General features: G+C 65.3%; 27 protein-coding genes. 18 read left to right on the top strand and 9 right to left on the bottom strand.

Annotated features, from left to right (window positions below; all coding sequences use genetic code 11):
* Positions 1-24: 24 nt before the first annotated feature.
* Both argJ and ABIA90_RS08940 read left to right on the top strand, forming a co-directional pair.
* Positions 25-1,266, top strand: coding sequence for a bifunctional glutamate N-acetyltransferase/amino-acid acetyltransferase ArgJ (gene argJ, locus ABIA90_RS08945; protein ID WP_354118583.1), 1,242 nt, complete (start codon positions 25-27; stop codon positions 1,264-1,266).
* An 11-nt stretch (positions 1,267-1,277) separates the two neighbouring features.
* Entirely contained in the window at positions 1,278-1,688 is a 411-nt protein-coding gene (locus ABIA90_RS08940; RefSeq protein WP_354118582.1) for a (deoxy)nucleoside triphosphate pyrophosphohydrolase, read from the top strand.
* A gap of 139 nt (positions 1,689-1,827) precedes the next feature.
* On the opposite strand, the gene ABIA90_RS08935 is transcribed toward ABIA90_RS08940, so the two are convergent.
* Positions 1,828-2,694: a methyltransferase domain-containing protein gene (locus ABIA90_RS08935; RefSeq protein WP_354118581.1), complete on the bottom strand. Its 867-nt coding sequence runs from the start codon at positions 2,692-2,694 to the stop codon at positions 1,828-1,830.
* Between the two features lie 137 nt (positions 2,695-2,831).
* Between ABIA90_RS08935 and ABIA90_RS08930 the strand changes: the two genes are divergently transcribed.
* Genes ABIA90_RS08930 through ABIA90_RS08915 form a run of 4 tightly spaced genes read left to right on the top strand, consistent with a single transcriptional unit; the run spans position 2,832 to position 5,306 of the window.
* Positions 2,832-3,641 carry a ComF family protein gene (locus ABIA90_RS08930; protein WP_354118580.1) on the top strand — a complete coding sequence of 270 codons (810 nt, stop codon included), beginning with the start codon at positions 2,832-2,834 and terminating at the stop codon, positions 3,639-3,641.
* A 35-nt stretch (positions 3,642-3,676) separates the two neighbouring features.
* Positions 3,677-3,952, top strand: coding sequence for a glutaredoxin 3 (grxC, locus tag ABIA90_RS08925; protein WP_063980577.1), 276 nt, complete (start codon positions 3,677-3,679; stop codon positions 3,950-3,952).
* Positions 3,949-4,827: a carbon-nitrogen hydrolase family protein gene (locus ABIA90_RS08920; RefSeq protein ID WP_354118579.1), complete on the top strand. Its 879-nt coding sequence runs from the start codon at positions 3,949-3,951 to the stop codon at positions 4,825-4,827. The genes grxC and ABIA90_RS08920 overlap by 4 nt, the downstream gene beginning before the upstream one ends.
* A complete protein-coding gene (locus tag ABIA90_RS08915; RefSeq protein WP_354118578.1) occupies positions 4,824-5,306 on the top strand; it encodes a DUF1178 family protein in 483 nt (160 codons plus the stop codon). Before ABIA90_RS08920 ends, ABIA90_RS08915 begins: the two co-directional genes overlap by 4 nt.
* On the opposite strand, the gene ABIA90_RS08910 is transcribed toward ABIA90_RS08915, so the two are convergent.
* The 3 genes from ABIA90_RS08910 to ABIA90_RS08900 all read right to left on the bottom strand — a co-directional run bounded on the left by ABIA90_RS08910 (position 5,303) and on the right by ABIA90_RS08900 (position 7,732).
* Positions 5,303-6,202 (bottom strand): EamA family transporter, encoded by a 900-nt coding sequence (locus ABIA90_RS08910; protein WP_085403602.1) that lies wholly within the window; start codon positions 6,200-6,202, stop codon positions 5,303-5,305. The two genes, ABIA90_RS08915 and ABIA90_RS08910, sit on opposite strands and share 4 nt — an antisense overlap.
* A 274-nt stretch (positions 6,203-6,476) precedes the next feature.
* Positions 6,477-7,250: a bifunctional 2-polyprenyl-6-hydroxyphenol methylase/3-demethylubiquinol 3-O-methyltransferase UbiG gene (ubiG, locus tag ABIA90_RS08905; RefSeq protein WP_354118577.1), complete on the bottom strand. Its 774-nt coding sequence runs from the start codon at positions 7,248-7,250 to the stop codon at positions 6,477-6,479.
* A 14-nt stretch (positions 7,251-7,264) separates the two neighbouring features.
* Positions 7,265-7,732, bottom strand: coding sequence for a PH domain-containing protein (locus ABIA90_RS08900; protein ID WP_071908493.1), 468 nt, complete (start codon positions 7,730-7,732; stop codon positions 7,265-7,267).
* 162 nt (positions 7,733-7,894) lie between these two features.
* On the opposite strand from ABIA90_RS08900, the gene ABIA90_RS08895 reads away from it, so the two are divergent.
* From ABIA90_RS08895 to prfA, 3 genes are all read left to right on the top strand, one after another.
* Positions 7,895-9,151 (top strand): aspartate kinase, encoded by a 1,257-nt coding sequence (locus tag ABIA90_RS08895; protein WP_354118576.1) that lies wholly within the window; start codon positions 7,895-7,897, stop codon positions 9,149-9,151.
* 288 nt (positions 9,152-9,439) lie between these two features.
* The gene (gene ptsP, locus ABIA90_RS08890) at positions 9,440-11,707 is read left to right on the top strand and encodes a phosphoenolpyruvate--protein phosphotransferase (protein ID WP_063980570.1); all 2,268 of its coding nucleotides are present in this window, start codon (positions 9,440-9,442) and stop codon (positions 11,705-11,707) included.
* Positions 11,708-11,763: 56 nt separating this feature from the next.
* Entirely contained in the window at positions 11,764-12,849 is a 1,086-nt protein-coding gene (gene prfA, locus ABIA90_RS08885) for a peptide chain release factor 1 (RefSeq protein WP_166060453.1), read from the top strand.
* A gap of 8 nt (positions 12,850-12,857) precedes the next feature.
* Here prfA and ABIA90_RS08880 read toward each other — a convergent pair whose 3' ends face one another.
* Together ABIA90_RS08880 and ABIA90_RS08875 are read right to left on the bottom strand one after the other, a co-directional pair.
* Positions 12,858-13,328, bottom strand: coding sequence for a MarR family winged helix-turn-helix transcriptional regulator (locus ABIA90_RS08880; RefSeq protein ID WP_354118575.1), 471 nt, complete (start codon positions 13,326-13,328; stop codon positions 12,858-12,860).
* A gap of 112 nt (positions 13,329-13,440) precedes the next feature.
* Positions 13,441-14,040, bottom strand: a complete 600-nt coding sequence (locus ABIA90_RS08875; protein WP_354118574.1) for a hypothetical protein — start codon at positions 14,038-14,040, stop codon at positions 13,441-13,443.
* A 267-nt stretch (positions 14,041-14,307) separates the two neighbouring features.
* Between ABIA90_RS08875 and ABIA90_RS08870 the strand changes: the two genes are divergently transcribed.
* The 5 genes from ABIA90_RS08870 (at position 14,308) to ABIA90_RS08850 (ending at position 20,264) form a co-directional block, all read left to right on the top strand.
* A complete protein-coding gene (locus ABIA90_RS08870; RefSeq protein ID WP_354118573.1) occupies positions 14,308-15,642 on the top strand; it encodes a substrate-binding protein in 1,335 nt (444 codons plus the stop codon).
* Positions 15,643-15,740: 98 nt separating this feature from the next.
* The gene (locus tag ABIA90_RS08865) at positions 15,741-16,616 is read left to right on the top strand and encodes a branched-chain amino acid ABC transporter permease (RefSeq protein ID WP_354118572.1); all 876 of its coding nucleotides are present in this window, start codon (positions 15,741-15,743) and stop codon (positions 16,614-16,616) included.
* Positions 16,617-16,627: 11 nt separating this feature from the next.
* On the top strand, positions 16,628-18,472 hold the full coding sequence (locus ABIA90_RS08860; RefSeq protein WP_354118571.1) for a branched-chain amino acid ABC transporter ATP-binding protein/permease: 1,845 nt from the start codon (positions 16,628-16,630) through the stop codon (positions 18,470-18,472).
* Complete coding sequence (locus tag ABIA90_RS08855; protein ID WP_028149500.1) at positions 18,469-19,167, top strand: ABC transporter ATP-binding protein; 699 nt, start codon at positions 18,469-18,471, stop codon at positions 19,165-19,167. Before ABIA90_RS08860 ends, ABIA90_RS08855 begins: the two co-directional genes overlap by 4 nt.
* 155 nt (positions 19,168-19,322) lie before the next feature.
* Complete coding sequence (locus ABIA90_RS08850) at positions 19,323-20,264, top strand: DUF5996 family protein (RefSeq protein WP_354118570.1); 942 nt, start codon at positions 19,323-19,325, stop codon at positions 20,262-20,264.
* 135 nt (positions 20,265-20,399) lie between these two features.
* On the opposite strand, the gene ABIA90_RS08845 is transcribed toward ABIA90_RS08850, so the two are convergent.
* Entirely contained in the window at positions 20,400-20,825 is a 426-nt protein-coding gene (locus tag ABIA90_RS08845) for an HIT family protein (RefSeq protein WP_354118569.1), read from the bottom strand.
* A 90-nt stretch (positions 20,826-20,915) separates the two neighbouring features.
* Here ABIA90_RS08845 and prmC point away from each other — a divergent pair, with 90 nt between their 5' ends.
* Together prmC and ABIA90_RS08835 are read left to right on the top strand one after the other, a co-directional pair.
* Positions 20,916-21,812: a peptide chain release factor N(5)-glutamine methyltransferase gene (prmC, locus tag ABIA90_RS08840; protein ID WP_175617952.1), complete on the top strand. Its 897-nt coding sequence runs from the start codon at positions 20,916-20,918 to the stop codon at positions 21,810-21,812.
* Positions 21,813-22,276: 464 nt separating this feature from the next.
* Positions 22,277-23,071, top strand: a complete 795-nt coding sequence (locus ABIA90_RS08835; RefSeq protein WP_354118568.1) for a DUF4167 domain-containing protein — start codon at positions 22,277-22,279, stop codon at positions 23,069-23,071.
* A gap of 58 nt (positions 23,072-23,129) precedes the next feature.
* On the opposite strand, the gene ABIA90_RS08830 is transcribed toward ABIA90_RS08835, so the two are convergent.
* The gene (locus tag ABIA90_RS08830) at positions 23,130-23,870 is read right to left on the bottom strand and encodes a class I SAM-dependent methyltransferase (protein ID WP_014490441.1); all 741 of its coding nucleotides are present in this window, start codon (positions 23,868-23,870) and stop codon (positions 23,130-23,132) included.
* Between the two features lie 107 nt (positions 23,871-23,977).
* Between ABIA90_RS08830 and gloB the strand changes: the two genes are divergently transcribed.
* Both gloB and ABIA90_RS08820 read left to right on the top strand, forming a co-directional pair.
* Positions 23,978-24,745, top strand: coding sequence for a hydroxyacylglutathione hydrolase (gene gloB, locus ABIA90_RS08825; protein WP_166346290.1), 768 nt, complete (start codon positions 23,978-23,980; stop codon positions 24,743-24,745).
* 23 nt (positions 24,746-24,768) lie between these two features.
* On the top strand, positions 24,769-25,191 hold the full coding sequence (locus tag ABIA90_RS08820; RefSeq protein ID WP_028149507.1) for a cupin domain-containing protein: 423 nt from the start codon (positions 24,769-24,771) through the stop codon (positions 25,189-25,191).
* 51 nt (positions 25,192-25,242) lie between these two features.
* On the opposite strand, the gene yddG is transcribed toward ABIA90_RS08820, so the two are convergent.
* Complete coding sequence (gene yddG / locus ABIA90_RS08815; protein WP_354118870.1) at positions 25,243-26,112, bottom strand: aromatic amino acid exporter YddG; 870 nt, start codon at positions 26,110-26,112, stop codon at positions 25,243-25,245.
* Positions 26,113-26,129: the final 17 nt, after the last annotated feature.

Here is a 26,129-nt window from a genome sequence, read left to right as displayed (position 1 = left end):
TCCAGACCTCACCAAGGCGCCCCGATGTCCTCCTCCGTCTCCCCGCTCGCCCCCAAAACTGTCCCCGACATGCCCGTGATCGCGGGCGTCCGCCTTGCGACGGCCGAAGCCGGCATCCGCTACAAGAACCGCACCGACGTGCTGCTGGCGGTAATGGACAAGGGCACCGCGGTCGCGGGCGTCTTCACCAGGTCGAAATGCCCGTCCGCCCCGGTCGAATGGTGCCGCGCCAAGCTGAAGGGCGGCAAGGCGCGCGCGCTGGTGGTGAATTCCGGCAACGCCAATGCATTCACCGGCAAGACCGGGCGCAGCTCCACCGCGCTGACCGCGAAGATCGCGGCCAAGGCGGTCGGATGCAGCGAGGGCGAGATCTTCCTGGCCTCGACTGGCGTGATCGGCGAGCCGCTGGACGCGACCAAGTTCGACGGTGTGCTCGGCCGGCTGGCCGAGACTGCCGAGTCCGGCGACTATCTCGCCGCGGCCAAGGCGATCATGACCACCGACACCTTCCCAAAGGTCGCGACCGCGACCGTCAAGCTCGGCAAGGCCAAGGTCACCATCAACGGCATGGCCAAGGGCGCCGGCATGATCGCCCCCGACATGGCGACGATGCTGTCCTTCATCTTCACCGACGCGCCGATCGCGCCCGGTGCACTGCAAGCCCTGCTCAAGAGCGGCGTCGAGGACACCTTTAACGCGGTGACGATCGACGGCGACACCTCGACCTCGGACACGCTGCTGGCCTTCGCCACCGGCGCCGCCGCCGAGCACGGCGCGCCGAAGATCAGCCGCGCCAGCGATCCGCGCCTGAAGGCCTTCGTCAAGGCCTTCAACCAGGTGCTCGCCAATCTCTCCGAGCAGGTCGCCCGCGACGGCGAGGGCGCGCGCAAGCTGGTCGAGATCACCGTGGAAGGCGCCAAGACCAAGGCGTCGGCGCGCAAGATCGCGATGTCGATTGCGAACTCGCCGCTGGTCAAGACCGCAATCGCCGGCGAGGACGCCAATTGGGGCCGCGTGGTGATGGCGGTCGGAAAGGCCGGCGAGCCGGCCGATCGCGACAAGCTCTCGATCTCCTTCAACGGCATCCGCGTCGCCAAGAGCGGCGCGCGCGATCCGTCCTATGACGAGGCGCAGGTGTCGGAGGCGATGAAGGCGCCGGAGATCGCGATCAAGGTCTCGCTCGGCCTCGGCAAGGGCCGCGACCGCGTGCTGACCTGCGACCTCACCAAGGAATATGTCGCGATCAACGGGGATTACAGGTCTTAAACCGAACGCCGATGGCCGATCTCAAACTGACATTGGTGGTGGCCTGCGCGCTCGTCGACGCCGACAAGCGCGTCCTGATCGCGCAGCGCCCCGAGGGCAAGACGCTTGCCGGCCTCTGGGAATTCCCCGGCGGCAAGTGTGAGCCCGGCGAGCGGCCGGAGCAGAGCCTGATCCGCGAGCTGCTTGAAGAGCTCGGCATCACAGTCGCCGAACCGTGCCTGGCGCCACTGACCTTTGCGAGCTACGGCTACGAGACCTTTCACCTGCTGATGCCGCTCTACATCTGCCGGCGCTGGGAGGGGCTGGTCACGCCGCGCGAAGGCCAGACCCTAGCCTGGGTTCGCGCCAACAAGCTGCGCGACTACCCGATGCCCCCCGCGGACATTCCGCTGATCCCGCATCTGATCGATTTGCTGATGTGAGTACGGACCTCATCCTGAGGAGCGCGGCACGCGCGTCTCGAAGGATGGCCACACGGCGAGAGCGGGGCCTGCATGGTTCTCGCGGCGATGTGAAGCATCGTCCGCTAAGCGCGCCTTACGCGCCTCCTCACCATGAGGATCACTCCTTCCCCGCCTTCTTTACCGCCTCCGCAAGGCTCGCTTTCGCCGACCCCGGCTTCAGCGGCTGCTGCTGGCTTGCATGCGGGGCCCAGCCGGAGAGCCAGATGATGTCGAATGTCGCACGGATGCGGCCGTCGGCATCCGCAAAGCGTTCGGCGTAGATTTCGGCCATGCGCAGCAGCGTCGCGCGGGGCGTCGGCGTGCGCCGCCGCTCGATCAGCACATTGGCCGCGCCCATGCGGCGGAGATCCTGCATCAGCGCAAACGCATTGGCGTAGCGCACCACGACACGGTCGACATCGGTGACCGGAAGCGCAAAGCCCGCCCGCTGCAACAGCGCGCCGATGTCGCGCAAATCCGCGAACGGGGCCACGCGCGGCGACACGCCACCCTCGCATTCGGCTTCCGCCGCGGCAAAGGCCTGCCGCAGCTCCGTTAAACTGTCGCCTCCGATCATCGCGGCGAGCAGCAGACCATCGGGCTTCAGCGCACGGCGGATCTGCGCGAACACGCCCGGCAGGTCGTTGACGAATTGCAGCGCCAGTGCCGAGACGACGAGATCGAGACTTTCCGGGGCAAAGGGCAGTTTTTCCACGCCCGCTTCGTCGAGCGCGATCCGCTGGAGTGATGGCAGCCCCGTGAGCCCCTCTCCGGGTGTCCAGAGATCGGCCGCAGCATGAAACTCCCGCATCACGGCGGCCAGCCGGTCGGTCATGTCCTCTGCAACACGATCGAGCAGGAATGTCACCTCGCCCTGCGCATGAGCGCGCCGCTGCCGCGCATGCAGCAATGCGCGATCGAACAGAGCGGGCGGGGTTTGCGGGTTCTGGGCCATGCCGCTGGTTACGCCGATCACGACCGCCATGGCAATCTCCTCTCTCGTGTCCCGGCTCTGCAGCGCACCGCACCGGACGATGCTTCGCACCGCCGGGAGCGCTGCGCTGCGTCCGGGGCACGAGAGTGTGGCTTGAGCCCCCGCAAGCGGAACGCTAGCCTCCCCTCATGGAAGCCGACAGCGCCCCCACCCGCTCCATCGCCGCGCCGTTGCGTGCCGCATGGACGGCCGGCCGCCACGTGCTGTCGCGCGCCGCACGGCTCGCGCTCGACATTGCGCTGCCGACGCTGTGCGTGTCCTGCCGCGAGCCGGTCGACGGCGAGGGCGTCTGCGCGGCCTGCTGGGCGCGGCTGTCGTTCATCGAACGGCCCTATTGCCCGCGCCTCGGCATTCCCTTCGTCTATGATCCCGGGCCCGAGATGCTGTCGATGGAGGCGATCGCCAGCCCGCCGGCCTACCAGCGTGCACGCGCGGCGGTGCGCTATGACGACGTCGCGCGCACGCTGGTGCATGCGCTGAAATACCAGGACCGTACCGATCTGGCGCCGGCCATGGGTCGCTGGATGGCGCGCGCGGGCGCCGAACTGCTCACCGGAGCCGACATGCTGGTGCCCGTTCCCCTGCATTGGCGCCGGGCCTGGCGGCGCCGCTACAACCAGTCCGGGGCGCTGGCGCGCATCATCGCGCGGCAGAGCGGTGTCAGGGTGCGCGGCGAAGTGCTGCGCCGGGTGCGCGCCACCGAGCAGCAGATTGGCCTGTCACGGACCCAGCGCGCCACCAATGTGCAGGGCGCATTCCAGGTATCCCCCGACCGCCAGGCGGAAATCCAGGGCCGCCGCATCGTCCTGATCGACGATGTCCTCACCTCGGGGGCGACGCTGGACGCCTGTGCGCGGGCCCTGCTCCGTGCCAAGGCGGCCCAGGTGGACGTGCTGGTGTTCGCCCGGGTTGTCGAGAGCGGCCCCCGTCCCATATAATTCAATGACTTCATGACATGAGAGCGCCACACGACATGACCGACGCTGTCGAAATCTACACCAGGCCGGGCTGTGGCTATTGTTCCGCCGCCAAATCGCTGCTGACCCGCAAGAAGGCAACCTTTACGGAGTTCGACATCGCCAGGAACCCGTCCTGGCGCGAAGAGATGTACGACCGCGCCGGCGGGGGCTCGACTTTCCCGCAGATCTGGATCGGCGGAACCCATGTCGGCGGTTGCGACGAGCTGTATGCGCTCGACCGCGAGGGCAAGCTCGACGGCCTGCTCGAAAGCGTAAAGGCGGTGTCATGAGCGAGGATCGCACCTTCACCGCCGCGATGATCCAGATGCGCACCGGCCTGATGCCCGAGCCGAGCCTCGCGCAGGCCACCAGGCTGATCCGGCAGGCTGCCGCCAACGGCGCCGACTACGTGCAGACGCCCGAAGTCAGCAACATGATGCAGCTCAACCGAAAGGCGTTGTTCGAGCACCTCCAGAGCGAAGAGGACGACACCTCGCTGAAGGCCTATCGCGCGCTCGCGGCGGAACTCGGAATTCACATTCATGTCGGATCGCTGGCGCTGCGCTACTCGGACGAAAAAGCGGTCAACCGCTCTTTCCTGATCGGGCCCGAGGGCAGTGTGCTCGCGAGCTACGACAAGATCCACATGTTCGACATCGAATTGCCGGACGGCGAGAGCTATCGCGAATCCGCCAATTACCAGCCGGGCGAGACCGCCGTGATCTCCGACCTGCCCTGGGGTCGCGTCGGGCTGACGATCTGCTACGACGTGCGCTTCCCCGCGCTCTACCGCGCGCTGGCCGAGAGCGGCGCGTATTTTATCACCGTGCCGTCGGCCTTCACCCGCAAGACCGGCGAGGCGCATTGGCACATCCTGCTGCGCTCGCGCGCGATCGAGACCGGCTGCTTCATCTTCGCAGCCGCGCAGGCCGGCCTGCATGAGAACAAGCGCGAGACCTATGGCCACTCGCTGATCATCGATCCCTGGGGCGAGATCCTCGCCGAGGGCGACGTCGAGCCCGGTATCATCATGGCCAAGATCGACCCGGCCAAGGTCGAGACCGCCCGCCGCGCGATCCCCTCGCTCCAGCACGGCCGCCGCTTCGGCGTCGCCGATCCCAAGGCCGGGCCGGACCATCTCCACCTCGTGCGGGGATCGGCATGATTCGCTACGCGCTCCACTGCGACCAAAGCCACGCATTCGAAAGCTGGTTCCAGAGCTCGTCGGCTTATGATTCGCAGGTGAAGCGCAAGCTCGTGACTTGCCCGATCTGCGGCTCGGCCAAGGTCGAGAAGGCGATCATGGCCCCACGGATCATCGGCAAGAAGGGCCGCGGACCGGCGACGCCGCCGCCGGAGCCTGCCTCAACGCCTGCGCCCGAGGCCGCGCCGTCGGGACCGACCTCGCTGATGATGGCGCAGGAGCGCGAGTTGCGCGCCAAGCTCAAGGAGCTGCGCGATCACATCGTCAAGCACGCCGACAATGTCGGCGAGCGCTTTGCGAATGAAGCCCGCGCGATGCATTACGGCGACAAGGAACACCGCCCGATCTATGGCGAGGCTTCGCCCGACGAGGCCAAGTCGCTGATCGACGAAGGCATCGAGGTGTCGCCGCTGCCGACGCTGCCGGAAGATAGGAACTAGGCCCCCACCAGCACCGCAACGCCAACCACGATCAGCGCGATACCAAAGATCTCGCGCGGCGCGATCGGCTGCTTGAACGAGTAATACGCCACGCCTTGCGCGAACAGCACCTCGATCAAAGCGAGTGTGCGGACATTGGCGGCGGCCGTCAGCGCGAATGCCAGGAACCAGAACTGCGAGGCGAAGGCGCCCATGAAGCCTGCGAGCAGCGACGGCTTCCACAATCCCAGGATCGACTGGAGCACCTTTGGCGCGCGCCAGAGCAGATAGATGGTCAGGATCAGCGTCTGCACGAACAGGCCGAGCACCAGCGTGAACGACGCTGCCGTCACGAAGGAGACGTCAGGCACGTTGATGATGGCGCCGCGGAAGCCAACGGCTGAGAGCGCGAACGCCGCGGCCGCAACGAGGCCCGTGATGGTCGGCCTCAATTCCGCAAAGCTCTTCTCGCCGCCGGGCCGGAGTGCGGTGATGACGACGCCGACGGTCGCGATCACGATCGCCAGCACCTTCAGCCAGGTCAGATGATCGCCGAGGAAGACGAAGCCGAAAATCGCGGTCTGGATCGCCTCGGTCTTCAGGTACGCCGTCGTCACCACGAAGGAGCGATCGTTCATCGCGAGCAGCATCAGCCCGGTCGCAACGATCTGGCTGAGCGCCCCGAGCAGCAGCCAGGGCCAGAACACGGTTGGCGGCATGCCGAGGTGATCGCCGGTCGCGACCAGCACCACGCCCAGAAACAGCAGCGAGAACGGGAAGCCGAACAGGAAGCGGATATTGGTCGCGCCCCAGGTCCCCAGCGGCTTCGTCAGCGACCGCTGCATCGCATTGCGCGCGACCTGGCCTAACGCAGCAATGACGGTGAAGGGAATCCAGAGGCTGGCGATGGTAAGCATGCGGGTGGAGCGGTAGGAGGGGAAGCCGTGGCCAACCTGCCGCTAGCGGCGAAGCAGGTCAATCACGCCCACGTCATGGGTGCGATGCTCGCGCAACAAATTCGGTGTCGTCCCTGCGAACGCAGGGACCCATACCGCGGAATCTGTCGGTTGCGCCGCGGTGGTAGACGCGCGGGTCGGCAGTCTTCGCCAAACTGCTCCCTGGGGGTATGGGTCCCTGCGTTCGCAGGGACGACACCGTTTGTGGAGAAACAGCTCGCACCCTACTCAGTCCTCACACCATCCCTTCCGCTACGACCATGTAGTTCACGTCCATATCCGACGAGAGGGCCCATTTGTCGGCGAAGGGTGAGTAGACGACGCCGGTCTGCTCGGTGATGACGAGACGGTTGTCCAAAAGATACTTCGTCAGCTCGTCGGGGGTGACGAACTTGTTCCATTCATGGGTGCCGCGCGGCAGCCAGCGCAGGACGTATTCGGCGCCGACGATGGCGAGCGCAAAGCTCTTCCAGTTCCGGTTCAGCGTCGAGACCACCATCAGCCCGTTCGGCTTCAGCAGCGCCGCGCAGCGCTTGAGGAAAACGCCGACATCGACGACGTGCTCGACCACTTCCATCGCCAGCACGATGTCGAAGCGCTCGCGCGGGTCGATCTCCTCGACCGTGGTGCAGCGGTAATCGATCGACAGATGGCTCTTGTCGGCATGTAGCTTCGCGGCGGCGATGTTGCTCACCGAGGGATCGACGCCGATGACCTGGGCACCGAGGCGCGACAGCGGCTCGCACAACAGGCCGGCGCCGCAGCCGATGTCGAGCACGCGCAGGCCGCCGAGGCAGTTGAGGCTGCGCACGTTACGCTCGAACTTGCGGCAGGCGGCGTCGCGGATGTAGCCGAGCCGCAGCGGGTTGATCCGGTGCAGCGGGGCCATCTTGCCGTTGGGGTCCCACCACTCGGCCGAAAGTTTCGAGAATTTCGCGATCTCGGCGGCGTCGACGGTCGAGCCCGGCTGCGGGCTTGCGGTTGCGGAAGTATTTTGCTGCATGCTCATGGTTAGGCGCGGTCCTACCGCGTGGTGATCGAACTACGGAAGGCGAGCGGCGTGTCGACGGTCGTGATCTTTTCGATCCCCTCGCCAACGCCGCGAATCGTCACGTCGCCGTAGTTGAGAATACGTCCAAGAATCGACTGGTCGACGTCGACACTCTCGACCTTGTCCAGCGCCATTTCAAAGGTCCGGCGCTTGATGAACCCCGTCTTGTGCACAACCCGCAAGTTGGTGACGTCGGTCTCGGTCGTGAAGCGATGGAACCAGCCCTTGATGGTCCAGTAAAGGGCGGCCAAAGCCACGACGCCGGCGGCTATGAGGCACAGCACCCTGAGGCCATCGGCCGTGGCCTGCGGCATCAGGACGAGAAAGGCGAGAGCCACGATCCAGGCCACGATGGCCGGAAAATAGAAGATCCAGTGCGCATTGGTCGAATACAGCACCCGCTCGCCCGGTTGCAGGATCTCGTCGATATAACGCGCCATGATCTCGGTTAACCCATACCCCCAAGCCAGACCTTACCCTGCCCCCGCAGGAACCCGCTTGCCCCCGGCCCCGCCGCTATGTATACGCGCGGTCGGTGTCCGCCGGCACCCGTCCGGTGCGGGTCACCATACTGATCCTTATGAGGGAATGCACGCGTCGTCATGAGCCGCCTCGTGATGAAATTCGGCGGCACGTCCGTCGCCAATATCGAACGTATCCGCAACGTCGCACGCCATGTGAAGCGTGAGGTCGACGCCGGCCACGAAGTGGCCGTGGTCGTCTCGGCGATGTCCGGTAAAACCAACGAGCTGGTGGCCTGGTGCACCGAGGCCTCGCCGATGCACGACGCGCGCGAATACGACGCCGTTGTCGCCTCCGGCGAACAGGTGACGTCGGGCCTGCTCGCCATCGTGCTTCAGGGCATGGGCATCCAGGCCCGCTCCTGGCAGGGCTGGCAGATCCCGATCAAGACCAGCGACGCCCATGCCTCGGCCCGAATCGAGGACATCGACGGCAACGAGATCATCAAGCGCTTCCGGGAGCGCAAGGAGGTCGCGGTCATCGCCGGCTTCCAGGGTATCAATCCCGAGACCAATCGCATCACCACGCTCGGCCGCGGCGGCTCCGACACCTCGGCCGTGGCGATCGCCGCCGCCGTCAAGGCCGACCGCTGCGACATCTACACCGATGTCGACGGCGTCTACACCACCGACCCGCGAATCGTGCCGAAGGCCCGCCGCCTCGACAAGATCGCGTTCGAAGACATGCTGGAACTGGCCTCCCAGGGCGCAAAAGTGCTCCAGGTCCGCTCGGTGGAACTCGGCATGGTCCACAACATGCCGATCTTCGTCCGCTCGAGCTTCGACAAGCCCGAGGATATCGACCCGCATGCCAACCAGCCGCCCGGCACGCTGATCTGCAGCGAGGAGGAGATCATGGAAAGCCACGTCGTCACCGGCATCGCCTTTTCGAAGGACGAGGCCCAGATCTCGGTACGCCAGATCGAGGACAAGCCCGGCGTGGCAGCGTCGATCTTCGGCCCGCTGGCGGATGCCAACATCAACGTCGACATGATCGTGCAGAACGTCTCCGAGGACGGCAAGACCACCGATCTCACCTTCACGGTGCCGGCGGCCGACTACACCCGTGCCAAGGACACGATCACGGCCGCCAAGGGCAAGATCGGCTATGCCCGGCTCGATACCGCCACCGACGTCGCCAAGATATCGGTAATCGGCAGCGGCATGCGCAGCCATGCCGGCGTCGCCGCCCAGGCGTTTTCGGCCCTCGCCGGACGGAATATCAACATCCGGGCCATTACAACCTCCGAGATCAAATTCTCGGTTTTGATCGACACCGCCTATACCGAGCTCGCGGTACGCACCCTGCACACGCTCTACGGTCTCGATCAGGCCTAGACGAATTTTCTCTTAGCGGTCGCAGCAAACGCGAAGGTGTACACACCTTCGCGTTTGGCAGGCGTTTTGCTTGGCAAAACAAGCCTCAATTCGCTATACGGCGAACAGGGTGGGCTGCCGCAGACTGTGTCCCAGTTCAGGCGGCGCTGATTCGGTGCAAGCGCTAAATCTTGAGTAGATTTGTGTTTGTGCCTGCGCCGGACGAACAATTTGGTTGTTTTTCTGGAATTTTGGGCCAGCCGCCGGCCGATACCGCCGGGCCAGGCAGACGGAGGAGATTGACGGTTCATGCGGAGCGCGTCGGGAGGTCCCCGCGTCTTGTTGAGACGGCTCCGCGAAACCATGGCGGAGCAGGTCTCGGCCCAGGAGCGGCTGGACAAGATCGTGGTGCTGATCGCCGCCAACATGGTGGCCGAGGTGTGCTCGGTCTATGTGCTGCGCATCGACAACACGCTCGAGCTCTACGCCACCGAAGGCCTCAACCGCGAGGCGGTGCACCACACCGTGCTGAGCGCCCATGAGGGCCTGGTCGGCCTCGTCGCCAGCGAGGCGACCCCGCTCAACCTCAGCGACGCGCAAAGCCATCCGGCCTTCTCGTTCCGCCCGGAGACTGGCGAAGAAATCTACCACTCCTTCCTCGGCGTGCCGATCCTGCGCGCCGGCAACACGCTCGGCGTGCTGGTGGTGCAGAATCGCGCCAAGCGCAATTACGTCGAGGAGGAGCTCGAGGCGCTCCAGACCACCGCGATGGTGCTGGCGGAGCTGATCGCCTCCGGCGAATTGTCCGCGCTGGCCCAGCCGGGCCAGGAGCCGGCCGCGCGCCATTCGGCGCAGAAGGTCGGCGCCATCCTCTCGGAAGGCATTGCGCTCGGCCATGTCGTGCTGCACGAGCCGCGCGTCGTCATCAAGGACTACATCGCCGAGGATCTGCCGAAGGAGATCAAGCGGCTCGACACCGCGCTCGCCAAGCTGCGCGCCGATCTCGACCGCATGCTGGAGCGTGGCGACGTTGCCGAGGGCGGCGAGCACCGCGAGGTGCTGGAAGCCTACCGCATGTTCGCCAACGACCAGGGCTGGTCGCACAAGCTGCATGAGGCGGTCGCCACCGGCCTCACGGCGGAAGCCGCCGTCGAACGCGTGCAGTCCGACACCCGCGCGCGCATGCTGCGCTCCACCGATCCCTATTTGCGCGACCGGCTGCACGATCTCGAGGATCTCGGCTACCGCCTAATGCGGCAGCTGGTCGGCCAGGACCACGCGCCCTCGCGCGAACAATTGCCCGACAATGCCATCGTCATCGCGCGCGCGATGGGCCCGGCGGCGCTGCTCGATTACGACCGCAAGCGCCTGCGCGGCATCGTGCTGGAGGAAGGCACCGCCAACTCCCACGTCTCGATCGTGGCCCGCGCGCTCGGCATCCCCGCGGTCGGCGAAGTCCCGAACGCGCCCGGCATCGCCGATCCCGGCGACGCTATCATCGTCGACGGCACCTCGGGCTCGATCTATGTGCGCCCGTCGCAGGAGGTCGAAGCTGCCTTTGCCGAACGCGTGCGCTTCCGCGCCCGCCGCCAGGCGCAATACCTTGCGCTGCGCGACCGTCCCTGCGTCACCAAGGACGGCCAGAAGGTCGAGCTGATGATCAACGCAGGTCTTGCTATCGACCTGCCGCATATCGAAGACACCGGCAGCGCCGGCATCGGCCTGTTCCGCACCGAGCTGCAGTTCATGGTGGGACAGAGCCTGCCGCGCACCAGCGACCAGCTCGCGCTCTATCGCACGGTACTGGATGCCGCAGGCACCAAGCCCGTTACCTTCCGCACCCTCGACATCGGCGGCGACAAGGCACTGCCCTATATGGAAGCGGTGATCGAGGAGAATCCCGCACTCGGCTGGCGCGCGATCCGGCTCGGCCTCGATCGCCCCGGCCTGCTGCGCGGCCAGATCCGCGCGCTGCTGCGCGCCGGCGGCGGCCGCGCGCTACGCATCATGTTCCCGATGATCTCGGAGGTCGCCGAATTCGACTCGGCGAAGGCGCTGGTCGAGCGCGAGCTGACCTATCTGCGCCAGCACGGCCACACCCTGCCGGAGCGCATCGACATCGGCACCATGGTCGAGGTGCCCGCGCTGCTCTACCAGCTCGACGAGCTCCTGAAGAAGGTCGACTTCATCTCGGTCGGGTCCAACGATCTGTTCCAGTTCCTGTTCGCGGTCGACCGTGGCAATGCCAAGGTCTCCGAGCGCTTCGACACCATGTCGGCGCCGATCCTGCGCGTGCTGCGCGAGATCGCGCGGAAGTCGAACGATGCGAAGAAGTCGTTATCACTGTGCGGCGAGATGGCCTCCAAGCCGATCGGCGCGCTGGCGCTGATCGCGATGGGTTACCGCTCGCTGTCGCTCTCGGCGACGGCCCTCGGCCCGGTCAAGGCGATGGTGATCGACCTCGATGCCAAGAAGGCCGAGGCGATGCTCGGCCCCTTGCTGGACGCGCCCTCCGGCAGCGTCTCGATCCGGCAGAAGCTGACGGAGTTTGCCGAGGCCGAGGGCCTGGCGTTGTAGCGGGCCTGTCGCCCCTTCCCGCCGCCTCGCCTTTTCCGCCCTTTGAGACCGAACCGATGTCGTCACTCCCCGAAGCCAAACTGGACGTCCTGCTCGCGCATCACGCCTCGCTCGAGGCCGAATCGCTCGGCCAGCTCGCCTCCGAACGCTATGTGCAGATCACCCGCGAGCTCGCCGAGCTCACCCCGCTGATCGAGGCGGTGAAGGCGTATCGTTCTGCGGTCAAAGAACTCGCCGACACCGAGGCGCTGATCGCCGATCCCGCGACGGATTCCGAGATGCGTGGCATGGCGGAAGCCGAGCGCGACGAGCTGACGCCCAAAATCGAAGAGCTGGTCCAGAAGATTCGCGTCGCACTGCTGCCCAAGGACGCCATGGACGACCGCAACGTGGTGCTGGAAATCCGCGCCGGCACCGGCGGCGATGAGGCCTCGCTGTTCGCCGGCGATCTGTTCCGGATGTACGAGCGTTTCGCCAGCTTGCAGGGCTGGAAGGTCGAGGTGATCTCGGCCAGCGAAGGCACGGTCGGCGGCTACAAGGAAATCATCGCGGAGGTGCAGGGCCGCGGCGCGTTCTCGAAGCTGAAATTCGAATCCGGTGTGCACCGGGTGCAGCGCGTGCCGGACACCGAAACGCAGGGACGCATCCACACCTCCGCCGCTACCGTCGCCGTGATGCCGGAGGTCGAGGAGGTCGACGTCGACATCAAGAACGACGACCTCCGCATCGAGACCATGCGGGCGCAGGGCGCCGGCGGCCAGCACGTCAACAAGACCGAATCGGCGATCCGCATCACCCACATCCCGACCGGCATCGTGGTGATGATGCAGGACAGCCGCTCGCAGCATAAGAACCGCGCCTCCGCCATGAACATCCTGCGCTCGCGCATCTACGATGCCGAACAGCAGCGCCTCGACGCCGCACGCTCGGCCGAGCGCAAGGAGAAGGTCGGCTCCGGCGACCGCAGCGAGCGCATCCGTACCTATAATTTCCCGCAGGGACGCGTCACAGATCATCGCATCAACCTGACGCTCTACAAGTTGCCGCAGGTGATCGCCGGCGAAGCGCTCGGCGAATTGACCGACGCGCTGACCACCGAGCATCAGGCCGCACAGCTCGCCGCGCAAGGCGCAGCCGCCTGAACCGCGCCTCAGCGCGCTTTGGCCCGGAACGATCGCAGGATCTTGGCCAGGGCGGGCGCGGCGGCACTCAGCTCGTCCAGGTGAATGCGCGAGAGCGATCGCAGCTTCTGCTCGCCCTTTGCCGTCAGCCTGACGAGGACGCGTCTTGCGTCCTGCGGATCGCCTTCCCGGCCGATCAGCTTCAGCTTCGCCATGCGATCCACCAGCTCCACCGCGGTATGGTGCCGGATCAGGAGGAAGCGCGCGATGTCGCCGACGCTTGCGCCGTCAGGGGCGGACAGCCCCTTGATCGCCAGCAGCGCCTGATGCTGCTGCGGCGTCAAGCCGGCACTCTGGGCCGCGGCTTCGCTGAACGCCAGGAAGGTCCGGAGCTGATAGCGGAACTGTGCGAGCGCCGCATAGTCGGCCTCGCGCATCGCGCCGCCCTTTGAGGGCGCCGCGGACGAGGGGCGCGTCGTCTTCCGCTTCGATTGAGTCATTCCTGCCTGCGACGTCGAGCCCGCCGGTGAAGCGGGCGGTCGCTGCCGAGACTAGCAAGGAAGGACAGGCGGAACCAACCGAGCGGCGCCGCGGATGCACAAATATCGGGGCCTATTCGAAACTGGAGAGCAGGATCTTCACCAGGATGACCTGAAACGCGATCGGGATGCGAACGCTCTTTCTCCTGATCGAGCGCTGGAGCGCGCTGGCGATCTCGGCGCTCGTCAAGGCCCCGGCCGACGCATTGGCAATCAACTCCGCCCACATCTGCGACAGCGAGCCGCCGGGCGGGATCACGGGCTTGATGGTGACGCCACAGCCCTGCGCCCAATCCACGATCTCCCGCATCGTGTGGGGGCCGCAGTTGCGCGCGGTCGAGAGCCGCTCGGCCGTCAGCACGCGCAGCAGCTCGCGCGAGGGCGACCACGCCCCCTTCGGGGGCTGCTCGCAGGTGAGTTCGACCGCAAGCTCCTTCAGGACGTTCTGGGCGCGCACGCTCAGTCTCTTCAGCGGCGCAGGCGCGCGCTTCGCCTGGACGGAGCCGACGGCCGGTCCCCGCTCGCCGGTGGGGCGATTGCGCGGCTCGGACGCGCGGGAGGCATCGCCCGACTGCGGTGCCGCGCGCTGGTCGCTGCCCTCCCCCGCGGGCCAGGCAGCCTCCGGCCGCTCCGCCTCCTGCGGCCAGGATCGTCGCTTCCGGGCACCCGCCACTGTCGTCTGCCGCGCCATTTCTCTCGCCGAACCCGCCAGCCTCGTACTCACAAAGACTAATATATATCGTGATCCGATATGTTTTCACGTGATAATTTTCGTCGTTCGACCAAAGACGAAATTGACAGAAGGGCTTCACAAGCAATGCTTAGGGCCAAGAGCTACACGCGGATGTGACGTGCCCGGCGCAGCAGGCCAGCGAGGCCGGCTGGCCGGACAGGTCGTGCTTGCGCCTGCAAACAAGAACGATGTTCGGAGGAAACGACCATGACTGACGATCTCATCCGCCGCGGCCTCTCGCGCCGTGGCCTGCTCCAGACCACCGCGGGGCTCATCGGCGGCTCCATGCTGCCCGCGATGCCGGCCTTTGCCGAGGACAAGCCGGCGATCGGCTCGTATCCCGCCGGCGTTTCGGGTTCCACTGCCTTCATCGGAATCTCGGTCCCGCGCACCGGCACCTATGCCGTGCAGGGCGAGGACGAGCTCAAGGGCTACCAGCTCGCGATCGAGCACATCAACAGCGGCCACGACCTGATCAAGAAGATCTCGCCGAAGACCAGCAAGGGCGTGCTCGGCAAGGAGCTGAAGTTCGGCGTCGCGGATTCCGCGGCCAAGCCGAACGAGGCGGTGCAGGCGCAGCAGCGCTTCATCAGCGAGAACAAGGCGATCATGATCACCGGCGGCACGTCGAGCGCCGTTGCGGTCGCGCTCAACAAGCTCGCGCAGCGCGAACACGTGCTGTTCGTATGCGGCATTTCCGGCTCGAACGACACCACCGGCAAGGACTGCGTTCGCTACGGCTTCCGCCAGAACTTCTTCGGCCAGACCGCCGCAGCGGCAATCGGCCCGGTGATGGTGAGGGAGTTCGGCAAGAACAAAAAGGCCGCCTACCTGACGCCCGATTACACCTACGGCCACACCGTCACCAAGTCGATGCAGGACTTCCTCGCGACCGCGGGCTGGACGACGGTGACCAACCAGGTCGCACCGCTCGGCGCGCCCGACTATTCCTCATATCTGCTGAACGTCGCGAACTCCGGCGCCGACGTGCTCATCAACGTCAACTGGGGTCACGACGCGGTGCTGTCGACCCAGCAGGCCAAGCAGTTCGGCGTGCTCGACAAGATGAAGCTGGTCGTTCCCTACCAGGTGCCTTTCATCGCGCGCGAGACCGGCGGCCTGATGCAGGGCGTCTACGCCGCCACCGACTATTGGTGGACGATCGAGGACAAGTTCCCGCTCGCCAAGATGTTCAACGAGGCCTTCGAGAAGAAGTACGGCTACAAGCCCGAATGGGGCGCCGAGAACGCCTATGTCAGCTTCGCACACTGGGCCCACATGTGCGAGCAGGCCGGCAGCTTCAATCCGCCCGACGTGATCAAGGCCTACGAGAAGGGCGAAACGATCTCCTCCCTGGTCGGCGACGTGCATTACCGCCCCGAGGATCACCAATGCGTCCGCCCGGTGATCATCGTGAAGGGCAAGCAGCAGAAGGACATGAAGAACAAGGAGGACTGGTACGACGTCGTCGAGATCGTCCCAAGTGAAGGGCTGATGCAGAAGCCGGACGCGTTCGGCTGCCATCCCGGCGATTACAGCTGAGCCCGCGCTAACCCCTGTGACGCCGCGGGCTCACTCTGGTCCTGCGGCGTCACCTTTTTCTGACGCGCACCATCGCGCGTCACAACGGCGATTGTCGCATGATCAGTTGGCCCAACCTCGTTTCGCAGCTTTTCAACGGGCTCGCGCTCGGCGCCCTGCTCGCGCTGATCAGCTCCGGCCTGACCATCATCTACGGCACGCTCGGCGTGCTCAACCTCGCGCATGGCGCGATGTTCATGATCGGCGGCTATGCCGGCTTCGTCGCTTACCAGTACACGGAGTCCTTCATCATCGCCGTCATCGCGGGCTCGTTGTTCGTGATGCTGCTCGGCGTCGCGATGGAACGCGTCATCATCCGCCATTTCTATCATCGCCCGCACGAGGATCAGCTGCTGGTGACCTTCGGGCTCGGCATCTGTTTCGTCGAGCTCGTGCGCCTGATCTTCTCGAGCCAGTCGCAGCTGGTGCCGCCGCCGGCCCTGTTCCAGGGCATCACCAATCTCGGCTTCATGTTCTATCCGACCTACCGCCTCGCCGTCGTCGGCATCGTCGCGGTCGCCCTCGGCGCACTGTTCATCGTCCTCTACCGGACCCGGCTCGGCATGATCGTGCGCGCCGGCATCGAGGATTCGATGATGGTCGATTCGCTCGGCATCAACGTCTACCGCGTCTTTATGGTCGTGTTCGGCATCGGCGCGATGGCCGCCGGATTTGCCGGCATCGTCAATGCGCCGGTGGTGTCGCTGACACCGGGCATCGGCGACGACATCCTGGTCCAGACCTTCGTGGTGGTGGTGATCGGCGGCGTCGGCTCGTTCCCGGGCGCGATCCTCGGCGGCCTGATCGCCGGCGAGATCATCAGCGTCACCTCCATGTTCAACCCCGGCTACGCCTATGTGATGCTGTTTGCGGCGATGACGCTCGTGCTCGTGGTGCGACCGCATGGCCTGCTCGGCGTCCAGGGCCGCGAGTAAGCGATTTCCTGATGCTCAAGCAACGCCCGTTCCTGATCGAGACCCTGACCGCGATCGGTTTGATCGCAGCCCCGTTCGTGCTGCCTCATCTCGGCTTCGCCCCGAACACCGTGAACCGGATCCTGGTCTGGGGCCTGTTCGGTCTCGGCTTCGACATCCTGTTCGGATTCACCGGCCTGCTGTCGTTCGGCCAGTCCGCCTTCTACGGCACCGGCGGCTTTGTCGCGGCCTACCTCCTGACCCGCGCGGGTTTCGGCAACGTGCTGGGCGCGCTGATCATCGGCATGATCGCGGCGGCCGCGACCGGCTATCTGATCGGCCTGATCGCACTGCGCCGCACCGGCATCTATTTCGCCATGATCACGGTCGCGATCGCGGAGGTGTTCTTCTTCGTCGAGTTCAATCCGCTCTCGGATTTCACCGGCGGCGAGAACGGCCTGCCGGGCGTACCGACGCCGAGCTTCAATCTCGGCTTCACCACCATCCACTTCACCAACGGCTGGTCGCTCTATCAGTTCATCGCGCTGTGCTACTTCATCGGCGTCATCATCGCGCTCAGGATCGTCCGCTCGCCTGTCGGCGCGATTCTGAGCGCGATCCGCGACAATCCGTTGCGCGCCACCGCCGTCGGCCACAACATCCACGGCTACAAGTTGACCGCCTTCGTGATCGCTGCGGCCTATGCGGGCTTCGCCGGCGGCCTGCTCGGCGTATTGCAGGCCTTCATGCCGCCCGATGCCTTCACCTTCGACACCTCGGGCCAGCTCGTGATGCAGACTGCCATCGGCGGCAGGGGTACGTTGTTCGGACCGCTGGTCGGTGCGACAGTTTGGCTGTTCCTTCAGGATTTCCTCCAGTCCGCACTGGGCCTCGGCGCGGCCTGGAAGCTGGTGCTCGGCGTCGTGTTCGTGGTGCTGGTCTGCTTCCTGCGCGGCGGCATTGTGGGCGGCCTCGTCGATCTCTACGGCCTCGTGTCCGGCAAGCGAGCGCGAAGGGCTGCGGAGACGGAGGAGGAGACTGAGATCGAGACGCCGCAGCAAGCTCCTCCTGCGCCGATGCAGGCCAAGGAAGTCGCGCATCCCGCCTATTCCGGGCCGATCCTGAAAGCCACCGGCCTGACCAAGCGCTATGGCGGTCTCGTCGCCAACAGCGACATCGATTTCAGCGTCAATCAGGGCGAGCTGCGCGGCATCATCGGCCCCAACGGCGCCGGCAAATCGACCTTCTTTAAGATGCTGACCTGCGAGATCGCGCCGACCTCCGGCCAGATCATGTTCGAGGGCCGCGACATCACGGGATTGAAGGTCACCGAGGTCTGCCAACTCGGCCTCACCAAGAGCTACCAGGTCAACCAGCTCTTCACGGGCCTCACGGTGCGGCAGAACCTGACGATCGCCGCACTCGCCGAGCTGCGCGGAAAATTCCGGCTCGACCTGTTCCGCAAGCTCTCGGGCGTGAAGGGCCTGACGGAGCGGGTGGCGCACACGCTTGCCCTGGTCAATTTGACCCGCCGCGCCGATACGCCGGTATCCGAGCTCGCCTATGGCGAGAAGCGCCGGCTGGAGATCGGGCTTGCACTCGCCACCTCGCCGCGCCTGCTGCTGCTCGACGAGCCGCTCGCGGGCATGAGCCCGCGCGAACGGGTCGAGACCGTCAAGCTGCTCAAATCGATCGCGCGCGGGCGCACCATGATCATCATCGACCACGACATGGATTCGCTGTTCGAGCTGGTCGAGCGCGTGACGGTGCTCCAGGAGGGCAAGGCGCTGCTGGACGGCACACCGGAGGAAATCAGGACCAACGCCGCGGTGCAGGAAGCCTATCTCGGCGGCGTTCACGGAGAGATCGCCGCATGAGCCTGATCGAGGTCAATGGCCTAAACAGCTATTACGGGGACTCCCACATCCTGTTCGACGTCGCCATGCGCGTCGAACGGCACGAGGTGGTGGCGCTGCTCGGACGGAACGGCGCCGGCAAGAGCACGACGCTCAAGAGCCTGATGGGCGTCGTGACGCCCCGCAGCGGCAGCGTGAAGTTCGACGGCATCGATATCGCCGGACGCAAGAGCCACAGGATCGCGCAGGCCGGCATGCAGCTCGTGCACGAGGAGCGCCGGATCTTCGGCAGCTTGTCGGTGGAGGAGAACATCGTCCTCGCCGGGATCACCGCACCGAAGCGCTGGCCGCTCGAGCGCATCTACGAGATGTTTCCGCGGCTGAAGGAGCGGCGCAACAACCGCGGCACCGAACTCTCCGGCGGCGAACAGCAGATGCTCGCGATCGCCCGGGCGCTGGTGCGCGATCCCAAGATCGTGCTGCTGGACGAGCCGTTCGAGGGGCTCGCGCCCGTCATCGTCCACGATCTGGTCAAGGCCTGCCGCGAGCTCGCGGCCGCCGGCCAGACCATCGTGCTGGTCGAGCAGAATCTGGCAGCGACGCTGGCGCTGGCGACGCGGATCTACATCATCAACAACGGCCACATCGTGCACGAGGGGCCGGCGCAGGAGCTCAAGGCCCAGCCGGAACTGCTGCAGCGATACCTTGGCGTCTAGCTCGAGTCCCCCTAAACTCCGGGATATCTGCTTTCGAGGGGGTAGCATGCGGCCTCGCCCCCGGAATGTCTCCTTGCGCCCAAAGCGGACACAGGGTCGCCTTTAGCCGAGGTGAGGTCTTGCCAAGCCGAACCGAACCTGAGCGAGGAGACGCTATGAGCGCGATCTGGCCGGAGATTCCCTTCGAGGCATGGCGCGAAACCTGTTCCGCGCTTCATCTGTATTGCCAGATTGTCGGCAAGTATCGGCTCGCGAGAACGCCATGGGTCAACCGTTCCTGGCACGCGACCTTCTACGTGAATGCACGCGGGCTCACGACTTCGCTGATTCCAGACGCATCAGGTATCGAGATCGTCTTCGATCTCTCCCGTCATGTCCTGATCGGAGAGGCAGCTGACGGGTGCAGGGCGGAAATGCCGCTCGGGCGAATGTCCGTCGCCGAATTTCACGCCCGGTTCTGTGATTTGGTAGGACATCTCGGCGGAACACCAGAATTTGACGGTCGGCCCAGTGAGGTTCCAGATCCGATCCCGTTCACGGAGGACCGCCAGATCAGGCCCTATGACGCAGACGCCGTGACGCGGTTCTTCCGCGCCCTCGTCGCGATCAACGGAGTGTTTTATCGGTTTCGGACGGGGTTCACCGGGAAGGTCAGTCCGGTCCATCTCTTCTGGGGCAGCTTCGATCTCGCGGTGACGCGCTTCTCTGGGCGTTCCGCTCCGCTTCACCCGGGTGGCGTCCCGGGTTTGCCGGACGTCGTGACACGCGAGGCCTATAGCGATGAGGTCTCGTCCGCCGGCTTTTGGCCGGGCGGAGGTGGCACAGACTTTGCGGCTTTCTACTCCTATGCCTACCCCACCCCGAATGGCTTTGCTGACGGACAGGTCATGCCGGCGGGCGCATACTTCGATCGGAAGCTCGGCGAATATCTCCTGCCCTACGACCTTGTGCGAAAATCCAGCGAGCCAGAGGCCACGCTCATGGCGTTTCTGCAAACCACCTATCAGGCAGCAGCTGATGTCGGACGCTGGGATCGTGCCGCGCTCGAATGTCCGATTGGCTCTCCCCTTCGACCCCGCCCGCTGAACAGGAACTGATGAAGGTTCGATGAAAGATCGCTGGCTCGCAGTTTCGGTGGAGCGAAGCTGCGCCAGTCGATTTCGAGTTTGTCTCGATGATGGGTTTCGCAACAGCTCTACCCGTCCTACGGTCTTGCTGCAGCGCTATCTCGATCAACTGCCAAGTGCCGCAATCATCCGCTTGGCGTGATCGGCGAGCACGGCCATGTCTTCCTTGCGCGTCTGCGCCGGCAGCAGCTCGATTCCGGCCCTGACCGGCATGACGTGCATGTGCAGGTGGAAGACCACCTGCACGCTCGCCGGTTCACTGAACTGCTGCAGGATGATACCCTCCGCGCCGAACGCCTTCATCGCCGCAATCGCGATCCGTTTGCCGGTTCGGGCGACCGCGGCGAGATCGTCATCCGCGATGTCGAGGATGCCGCGCGCCGGCGCCCGGGGGATGACCAGCGTGTGTCCGGGCGAGCGCGGCATGATGTCGAGGAAGGCGAGGCTGCGGTCGTCCCTGAAAACCTCGAAGCAGGGAATCTCGCCGCGCAGGATCTTTGCGAAGACGTTCTGATCGTCGTAAGCCGCCATGGATCCCTCCCACGCTGCGAGGTGCGATCAGACGCGCTCCTTTCCGTTGACGCAAGCAATGCCGCCGATCTATCCACGATACCAGGCAGGATGGCTCCATTGGCGACAGGTTTCGATTCCGGACACAGCATCGAGAGTGCGCGGCGCGCGCTTGCAGCGCGGCTGCAATCGGCCGGCATCGAAGAGCCCGCCCTCGACGCGCGCCTGCTCGTCGGAGCCGCGCTGAGGCTTGATTTGACCGGCATCGTCACGCAGGCGGCGCGCCAGCTCACGCCCGAAGAGGCCGCGCGGCTCGAAGCCTATGCGCAGCGCCGTCTCGCGCATGAGCCGGTCGCGCGCATTCTCGGCGCGCGCGAATTCTGGGGCCTGCCGTTCCAACTGTCCGAAGCGACGCTGGTGCCGCGGCCAGACACCGAGACCGTGGTCGAACTGGCACTGGAGATCTTTCGGGAGGCCGCGATATCGGGGCCGCGCCCGCGAATCGCAGATATCGGCACCGGATCCGGCGCGATCCTGCTCGCGCTGCTGCACGAAATTCCCGATGCCTTCGGTGTCGGAACCGATCTCAGCCTCTCCGCGCTCGACACCGCGCGGAGCAATGCCGCAGCACTGGGCCTCGCCGACCGTTCCGGCTTCGTCGCCTGCTCCTATGCGGCGGCGCTGCGCGGCCCGTTCGATCTCATCGTGTCGAATCCGCCCTATATTCCCTCAGGGGAAATTCCGAAACTGAGCCTCGACGTGCGCGAGCACGATCCGCATCTGGCGCTCGACGGCGGCAATGACGGCTATGACGCCTACCGCGCCCTGATCCCGCAGGCGGCCGAGCGGCTCGCCCCCGGCGGGGCGTTGATCGTCGAGGCGGGGCAAGGGCAGGCCCGCGATATTGAAACCTTGATGACGGCCGCCGCGTTGTCTGTGGACAGGCCGCCCAAGGCCGATTTGGCGGGCATCCCGCGGGCGGTTTCGGCCCGAAAAATGCCCCCATAAAAGCCGGATTGGGTTGCAAAAAACCTCTTGGAATATCCCTTGGGAACGACTACGTTCCGGTCAACACATCGGTGCCGGCCCCGTAGACCTACGGGCAAAAGCCGGGCTCTCGGGCGAGAGCTTTACTGATTTAAAGGTTCCAAGCCGCAGGTCCTGTTGAGCGCGATGGCCATTGGAGCTGCGCTGCTCTCCGACCGCAAAGTGAACGAAAGCCTGATATTGCGCTTGAAGACTTACGCAACAAAGCTGGGCTTGTTTCGGCAGGCGATATGAATGGGTTCGCTGGCGATGGATGCTGGCGGGTGGGGAACGCGTCTTTGTTGAACGCGACGGTCGACGGACATCGGCAGGGTTCAAGCCGCTCTTGCGCGCGGTGCGCATGAGAGATGTGAACCGCTGTCATCAGGTCACTCCGAGCAATCAGTAATGCGTGCAACCTTTAGGGCTGGAATTAAAGGCAGGACATGAGAAACGGTCAGAACAAGCAGCGGATGCGCAACCGCAATAACAATAATAACAACAACAACAACAACCGGCGCGGCCAGAACCCGATGACCCGGGTTTACGAATCGAACGGACCCGACATCAAGATCCGCGGCACGGCTTCGCACATCGCCGAAAAATATCTTCAGCTCGCGCGCGATGCGCGCTCTTCCGGCGACCCGGTCGCCGCCGAGAACTACTACCAGCACGCCGAGCATTATTTCCGCCTGATCGCGGCAGCCCAGGAACAGTTCCGCCAGAACCAGCAGCCGCGCGGCGACGAGCCCGTTAGCAACAGCGGCGACGACAGCGAGGACGACGGCGAGAATTTCTCGAATTTCGGCCAGGAGCCGGGCTTCGTCCCGCAGCCGCCGCAGCAGCAACAGCCCTTCATGCGCGACCGCGACGGCCAGCGCGATCACCAGCGTGATCATCAGCCGCGCGACGGCCAGCAGCCCTATCAGCGCGACAACCAGCAGCCCCGCGAACATCGCGAACGCGACCATCGTGCGCAGCCGCAATATCAGCCGCAGCCGCTGCCGCTGAATCAGCCGCAGCCCGTCGTTGCCGACACCGGCAGCGTCGATCGCCTGCCCTCCTTCATCACCGGCGCACAGCCGCAAGTGAATAGTGCCGCGAATGGCGGTCCTGGTGGCCTGGAAGGCGGCGGTGGCGGCGAACGCTTTCCGCGGCGGCGCCGCCGGCCGCATGGCCCGCGCCCCGAGCGCGAGGCGGCTCCGGCCGGCTCCAGCGACGAAGTCGCCTCCGGCGAGTAAGCTTTTTCCGATGTTCTGATCTGCAATCGTCCCGGCCTCGCGCCGGGACGATTTGTTTTCAAGTGCGCGTCACCGTCGAGGACGGCACCAGCACCGGCTTCAACGAGGGAATCAGCCGCGCGCGCTCGCGCTTGGCGGGGATCGCGCGATAAACCTGCTTGGTCGCCTCGACAATGTGCACGCCGGCAAAGGGTAACGACAGCGCCGCGCCCGCACGCTCCCACACCTGCGCCGATTTCAGCACCCAGCCGCCGGCATAGGGCGGCATGAACAGCGCCTCGCCCCAGGCGGTCGGCGTGAACCAGGTCTGGCGCAACAGGTCGGTGATCTGCGAGCGCGAATAGGGCCGGCCGTGACCGAACGGTGTGCTGTCGGTGCGGGTCCATACCCCGCGCCGGTTCGGGATCACCGCGATCACACGGCCGGAGGGCGACAGCACCCGCCACACCTCGCGCAAGAGCGCGGCCGGGTCGTCCGACATCTCCAGCGCATGAATCAGCAGGATCCGGTCGACCGCGGCGTCAGGAAGCGGCAGCGAGAATTCATCGACCAGCGAGGCCAGCGCCGGCCGGCCCGTCGGCCATTTCAAGACGCCCTGCGCCGACGGCATGAAGGCGATGCAGCGCTCCGCGTCCTCGCGGAACAGGCCGAGATAGGGGGTGGGATAGCCGATGCCGAGCACACGCTGGCCCGCGGCGGTCGGCCAGCGCTCCCTGATGCCGCGATTGATCATTTGCCGCGCCACAATCCCGAGGCGACGGGAGTAGAACTCGCGGAGATCGACGACATCAATGGTCATGACGGCAATGTAACATGCACGAGGCGGCTCCCGCGCCCGGAATATTGCATTGCCTGCGCAACGTTAACGCCATATTTGTCAGCGGGGCTGAGCGCGATGGAGATGACATGGCCGCCGAAATTCGTACTTTCACCTGCTTAAACGACAATTTCGGTTATCTGATCCACGATGTGGAAACCAAGGCGACGGCGTCGATCGACGCGCCGGAGGCCGGCCCCATCCTGAAGGCGCTTGAGCGCGAGGGCTGGCAGCTCACCGACATCCTGATCACCCATCATCATGGCGATCATGTCGGCGGTGTCGCCGAACTCAAGCAGAAATACAATTGCCGCGTCGTCGCGCCGCATGACAAGACGACGAAGATTGCGAATGTCGACCTGCGCGTCGTCAATGCCGATATCGTCAAGATCGGCAACCTGTTGGGACGCGTGGTGGAGACGCCCGGCCATACGCTCGACCACATCTCTTACGTGTTCGACACCGAGAAGACGGTGTTCGCCGCCGACACGCTGTTTTCGATCGGCTGCGGCCGCGTGTTCGAGGGCAACTATCCGATGATGTGGGACTCGCTATTGAAGCTGCGCGCCCTGCCCGACGACTTCAAGCTCTATTGCGGGCACGAGTACACGGCCTCCAACGTCAAGTTCGCGCTCACCATCGAGCCCGACAATGCGGCGCTCCAGGCGCGTGCGGCGGAGGTTGAGAAGCTGCGGGCCGAGAACCGGCCGACCATTCCATCACTGCTTGGTGACGAGAAGCGAGCAAACGTGTTCCTGCGGGCTGATGAACTCTCGGTCGCAACCAGGCTACACATGAGGGGCGCGGATCCCGCCGCGGTGTTCGGCGAACTGCGCGAGCGCAAGAACAAGTCCTGAAGAACAAATCCTGACGGGGATCGATGCCGACCGCAGCCGAGATCATCGCACGCCTCGAACTCCGGCCGCATCCCGAAGGCGGCCACTACCGCGAGACGTTTCGCGACCAGACCACTGATACCAACGGCCGGTCGCGCTCGACCCTCATTTATTTCCTGCTCGCGCGCGGCGAACGCTCGCATTGGCATCGCATCGACGCCGTGGAGATCTGGCACTACTACGCCGGCAGCCCGCTGACGCTGCGCATCGCGCATGAAGGCTGCTTGCAACATGAGGTGCGGCTCGGCACGGACCTTGTGAGCGGCGAACGGCCGCAGGGAATCGTGCCGGCGAATGCCTGGCAGATGGCGGAGAGCATGGGAGAGTGGACGCTGGTCGGTTGCACCGTCGCCCCCGCATTCGAGTTCGCGAAATTCGAGCTCGCGCCGAAGGGCTGGGAGCCGTAAGGCGCACTGTCATTCCGGGGCGCCGCATAGCGGCGAACCCGACAAAAGCTGTCACCGCTTCCGCAGCACCATATCCTTCGCCGCGATCAGGCCGCCGCCGGCGATCAGGATTGCAGCGATGGCGATGTTGGCACTGGCTTTTGCAAAACCGGCGGCGATGAGGAATCCGGTCGAGAGCAGCGGCGTCGCATAGGATGCGGCGCCGAGCACGCGGATGTCACCGCGCTTCATGCCGATGTCCCAGGCGTAGAACGCGGCGCCGACGGGGCCGATGCCGAGGGCGGCCACGGAGAGCCATTGCAGCGTCGTCTCCGGCCACACCGTGGTTTCAAGCAGACCATGCATCAGCGCGGCGAGCACCGCGGTGGCAAGGCAGAAGCCCGCGACCGCATCGGTCGGCACCGCCTTCAAGCGCCGCGACAGCACCGAATAGGTCGCCCAGACGAACGCCGCGATGAACGCCGCGATCAATCCCGGCAGCTGGCCCGGCGCGAAGCCGGAGGTGCTCCCGGCGAACAGCAGCACGGTTCCGACGAGGCCGAGCACGGCACCAATGATGTGATGCACGGCAAGCCGCTCGCCCGGCAGGAACGACGAGAACAGCACGATCAGGAGCGGCCACATGTAATTCAAAAGACCGGCTTCGGCCGGCGGGGCAAAGCGCAGCGCCAGGAAATACAGTGCGTGATAGCCGAACAGGCCACCGACGCCGACGACCCATACGACCAGCGGCTGACGCAAGCTCCTCGCCGCATCGCCGCGGCCGACCCAGGTGAGGAGGCCGACGAGACCGCCGATCGCGAACGTCATGGCGGCGAGCTGGAACGCCGGAATCTTTCCGGTCGCCACCGTCATCACGGAAAGCAGCGACCACATCAGGATCGCGGTCAATCCGATCAGTGTGGCTGTGCGCGGGGTCATCAATCGAAAGGCCCTGA

It is taken from the genome of Bradyrhizobium sp. LA6.8, from assembly GCF_040547935.1.
GTDB classification, from domain to species: Bacteria; Pseudomonadota; Alphaproteobacteria; order Rhizobiales; family Xanthobacteraceae; genus Bradyrhizobium; species Bradyrhizobium barranii.
Note: the sequence above shows the minus strand (reverse complement) of the source record. Positions and strands in the feature narration are given on the sequence as shown.

What these genes read in the sequence shown, in the direction of transcription:
- ABIA90_RS08870 (WP_354118573.1), top strand. Translation starts at nt 14,308, where the DNA reads ATGACTGACGATCTCATCCGCCGCGGCCTCTCGCGCCGTGGCCTGCTC.
- ABIA90_RS08835 (WP_354118568.1), top strand. Translation starts at nt 22,277, where the DNA reads ATGAGAAACGGTCAGAACAAGCAGCGGATGCGCAACCGCAATAACAAT.
- ABIA90_RS08880 (WP_354118575.1), bottom strand. Translation starts at nt 13,328, where the DNA reads ATGACTCAATCGAAGCGGAAGACGACGCGCCCCTCGTCCGCGGCGCCC.
- ABIA90_RS08865 (WP_354118572.1), top strand. Translation starts at nt 15,741, where the DNA reads ATGATCAGTTGGCCCAACCTCGTTTCGCAGCTTTTCAACGGGCTCGCG.
- argJ (WP_354118583.1), top strand. Translation starts at nt 25, where the DNA reads ATGTCCTCCTCCGTCTCCCCGCTCGCCCCCAAAACTGTCCCCGACATG.
- ABIA90_RS08830 (WP_014490441.1), bottom strand. Translation starts at nt 23,870, where the DNA reads ATGACCATTGATGTCGTCGATCTCCGCGAGTTCTACTCCCGTCGCCTC.
- ABIA90_RS08935 (WP_354118581.1), bottom strand. Translation starts at nt 2,694, where the DNA reads ATGGCGGTCGTGATCGGCGTAACCAGCGGCATGGCCCAGAACCCGCAA.
- gloB (WP_166346290.1), top strand. Translation starts at nt 23,978, where the DNA reads ATGGCCGCCGAAATTCGTACTTTCACCTGCTTAAACGACAATTTCGGT.
- ABIA90_RS08915 (WP_354118578.1), top strand. Translation starts at nt 4,824, where the DNA reads ATGATTCGCTACGCGCTCCACTGCGACCAAAGCCACGCATTCGAAAGC.
- ABIA90_RS08940 (WP_354118582.1), top strand. Translation starts at nt 1,278, where the DNA reads ATGGCCGATCTCAAACTGACATTGGTGGTGGCCTGCGCGCTCGTCGAC.
- ABIA90_RS08920 (WP_354118579.1), top strand. Translation starts at nt 3,949, where the DNA reads ATGAGCGAGGATCGCACCTTCACCGCCGCGATGATCCAGATGCGCACC.
- prfA (WP_166060453.1), top strand. Translation starts at nt 11,764, where the DNA reads ATGTCGTCACTCCCCGAAGCCAAACTGGACGTCCTGCTCGCGCATCAC.
- grxC (WP_063980577.1), top strand. Translation starts at nt 3,677, where the DNA reads ATGACCGACGCTGTCGAAATCTACACCAGGCCGGGCTGTGGCTATTGT.
- ABIA90_RS08910 (WP_085403602.1), bottom strand. Translation starts at nt 6,202, where the DNA reads ATGCTTACCATCGCCAGCCTCTGGATTCCCTTCACCGTCATTGCTGCG.
- ABIA90_RS08850 (WP_354118570.1), top strand. Translation starts at nt 19,323, where the DNA reads ATGAGCGCGATCTGGCCGGAGATTCCCTTCGAGGCATGGCGCGAAACC.
- ABIA90_RS08895 (WP_354118576.1), top strand. Translation starts at nt 7,895, where the DNA reads ATGAGCCGCCTCGTGATGAAATTCGGCGGCACGTCCGTCGCCAATATC.
- ABIA90_RS08845 (WP_354118569.1), bottom strand. Translation starts at nt 20,825, where the DNA reads ATGGCGGCTTACGACGATCAGAACGTCTTCGCAAAGATCCTGCGCGGC.
- ABIA90_RS08855 (WP_028149500.1), top strand. Translation starts at nt 18,469, where the DNA reads ATGAGCCTGATCGAGGTCAATGGCCTAAACAGCTATTACGGGGACTCC.
- ptsP (WP_063980570.1), top strand. Translation starts at nt 9,440, where the DNA reads ATGCGGAGCGCGTCGGGAGGTCCCCGCGTCTTGTTGAGACGGCTCCGC.
- ABIA90_RS08860 (WP_354118571.1), top strand. Translation starts at nt 16,628, where the DNA reads ATGCTCAAGCAACGCCCGTTCCTGATCGAGACCCTGACCGCGATCGGT.
- ABIA90_RS08820 (WP_028149507.1), top strand. Translation starts at nt 24,769, where the DNA reads ATGCCGACCGCAGCCGAGATCATCGCACGCCTCGAACTCCGGCCGCAT.
- prmC (WP_175617952.1), top strand. Translation starts at nt 20,916, where the DNA reads ATGGCTCCATTGGCGACAGGTTTCGATTCCGGACACAGCATCGAGAGT.
- ABIA90_RS08930 (WP_354118580.1), top strand. Translation starts at nt 2,832, where the DNA reads ATGGAAGCCGACAGCGCCCCCACCCGCTCCATCGCCGCGCCGTTGCGT.
- yddG (WP_354118870.1), bottom strand. Translation starts at nt 26,112, where the DNA reads ATGACCCCGCGCACAGCCACACTGATCGGATTGACCGCGATCCTGATG.
- ubiG (WP_354118577.1), bottom strand. Translation starts at nt 7,250, where the DNA reads ATGAGCATGCAGCAAAATACTTCCGCAACCGCAAGCCCGCAGCCGGGC.
- ABIA90_RS08900 (WP_071908493.1), bottom strand. Translation starts at nt 7,732, where the DNA reads ATGGCGCGTTATATCGACGAGATCCTGCAACCGGGCGAGCGGGTGCTG.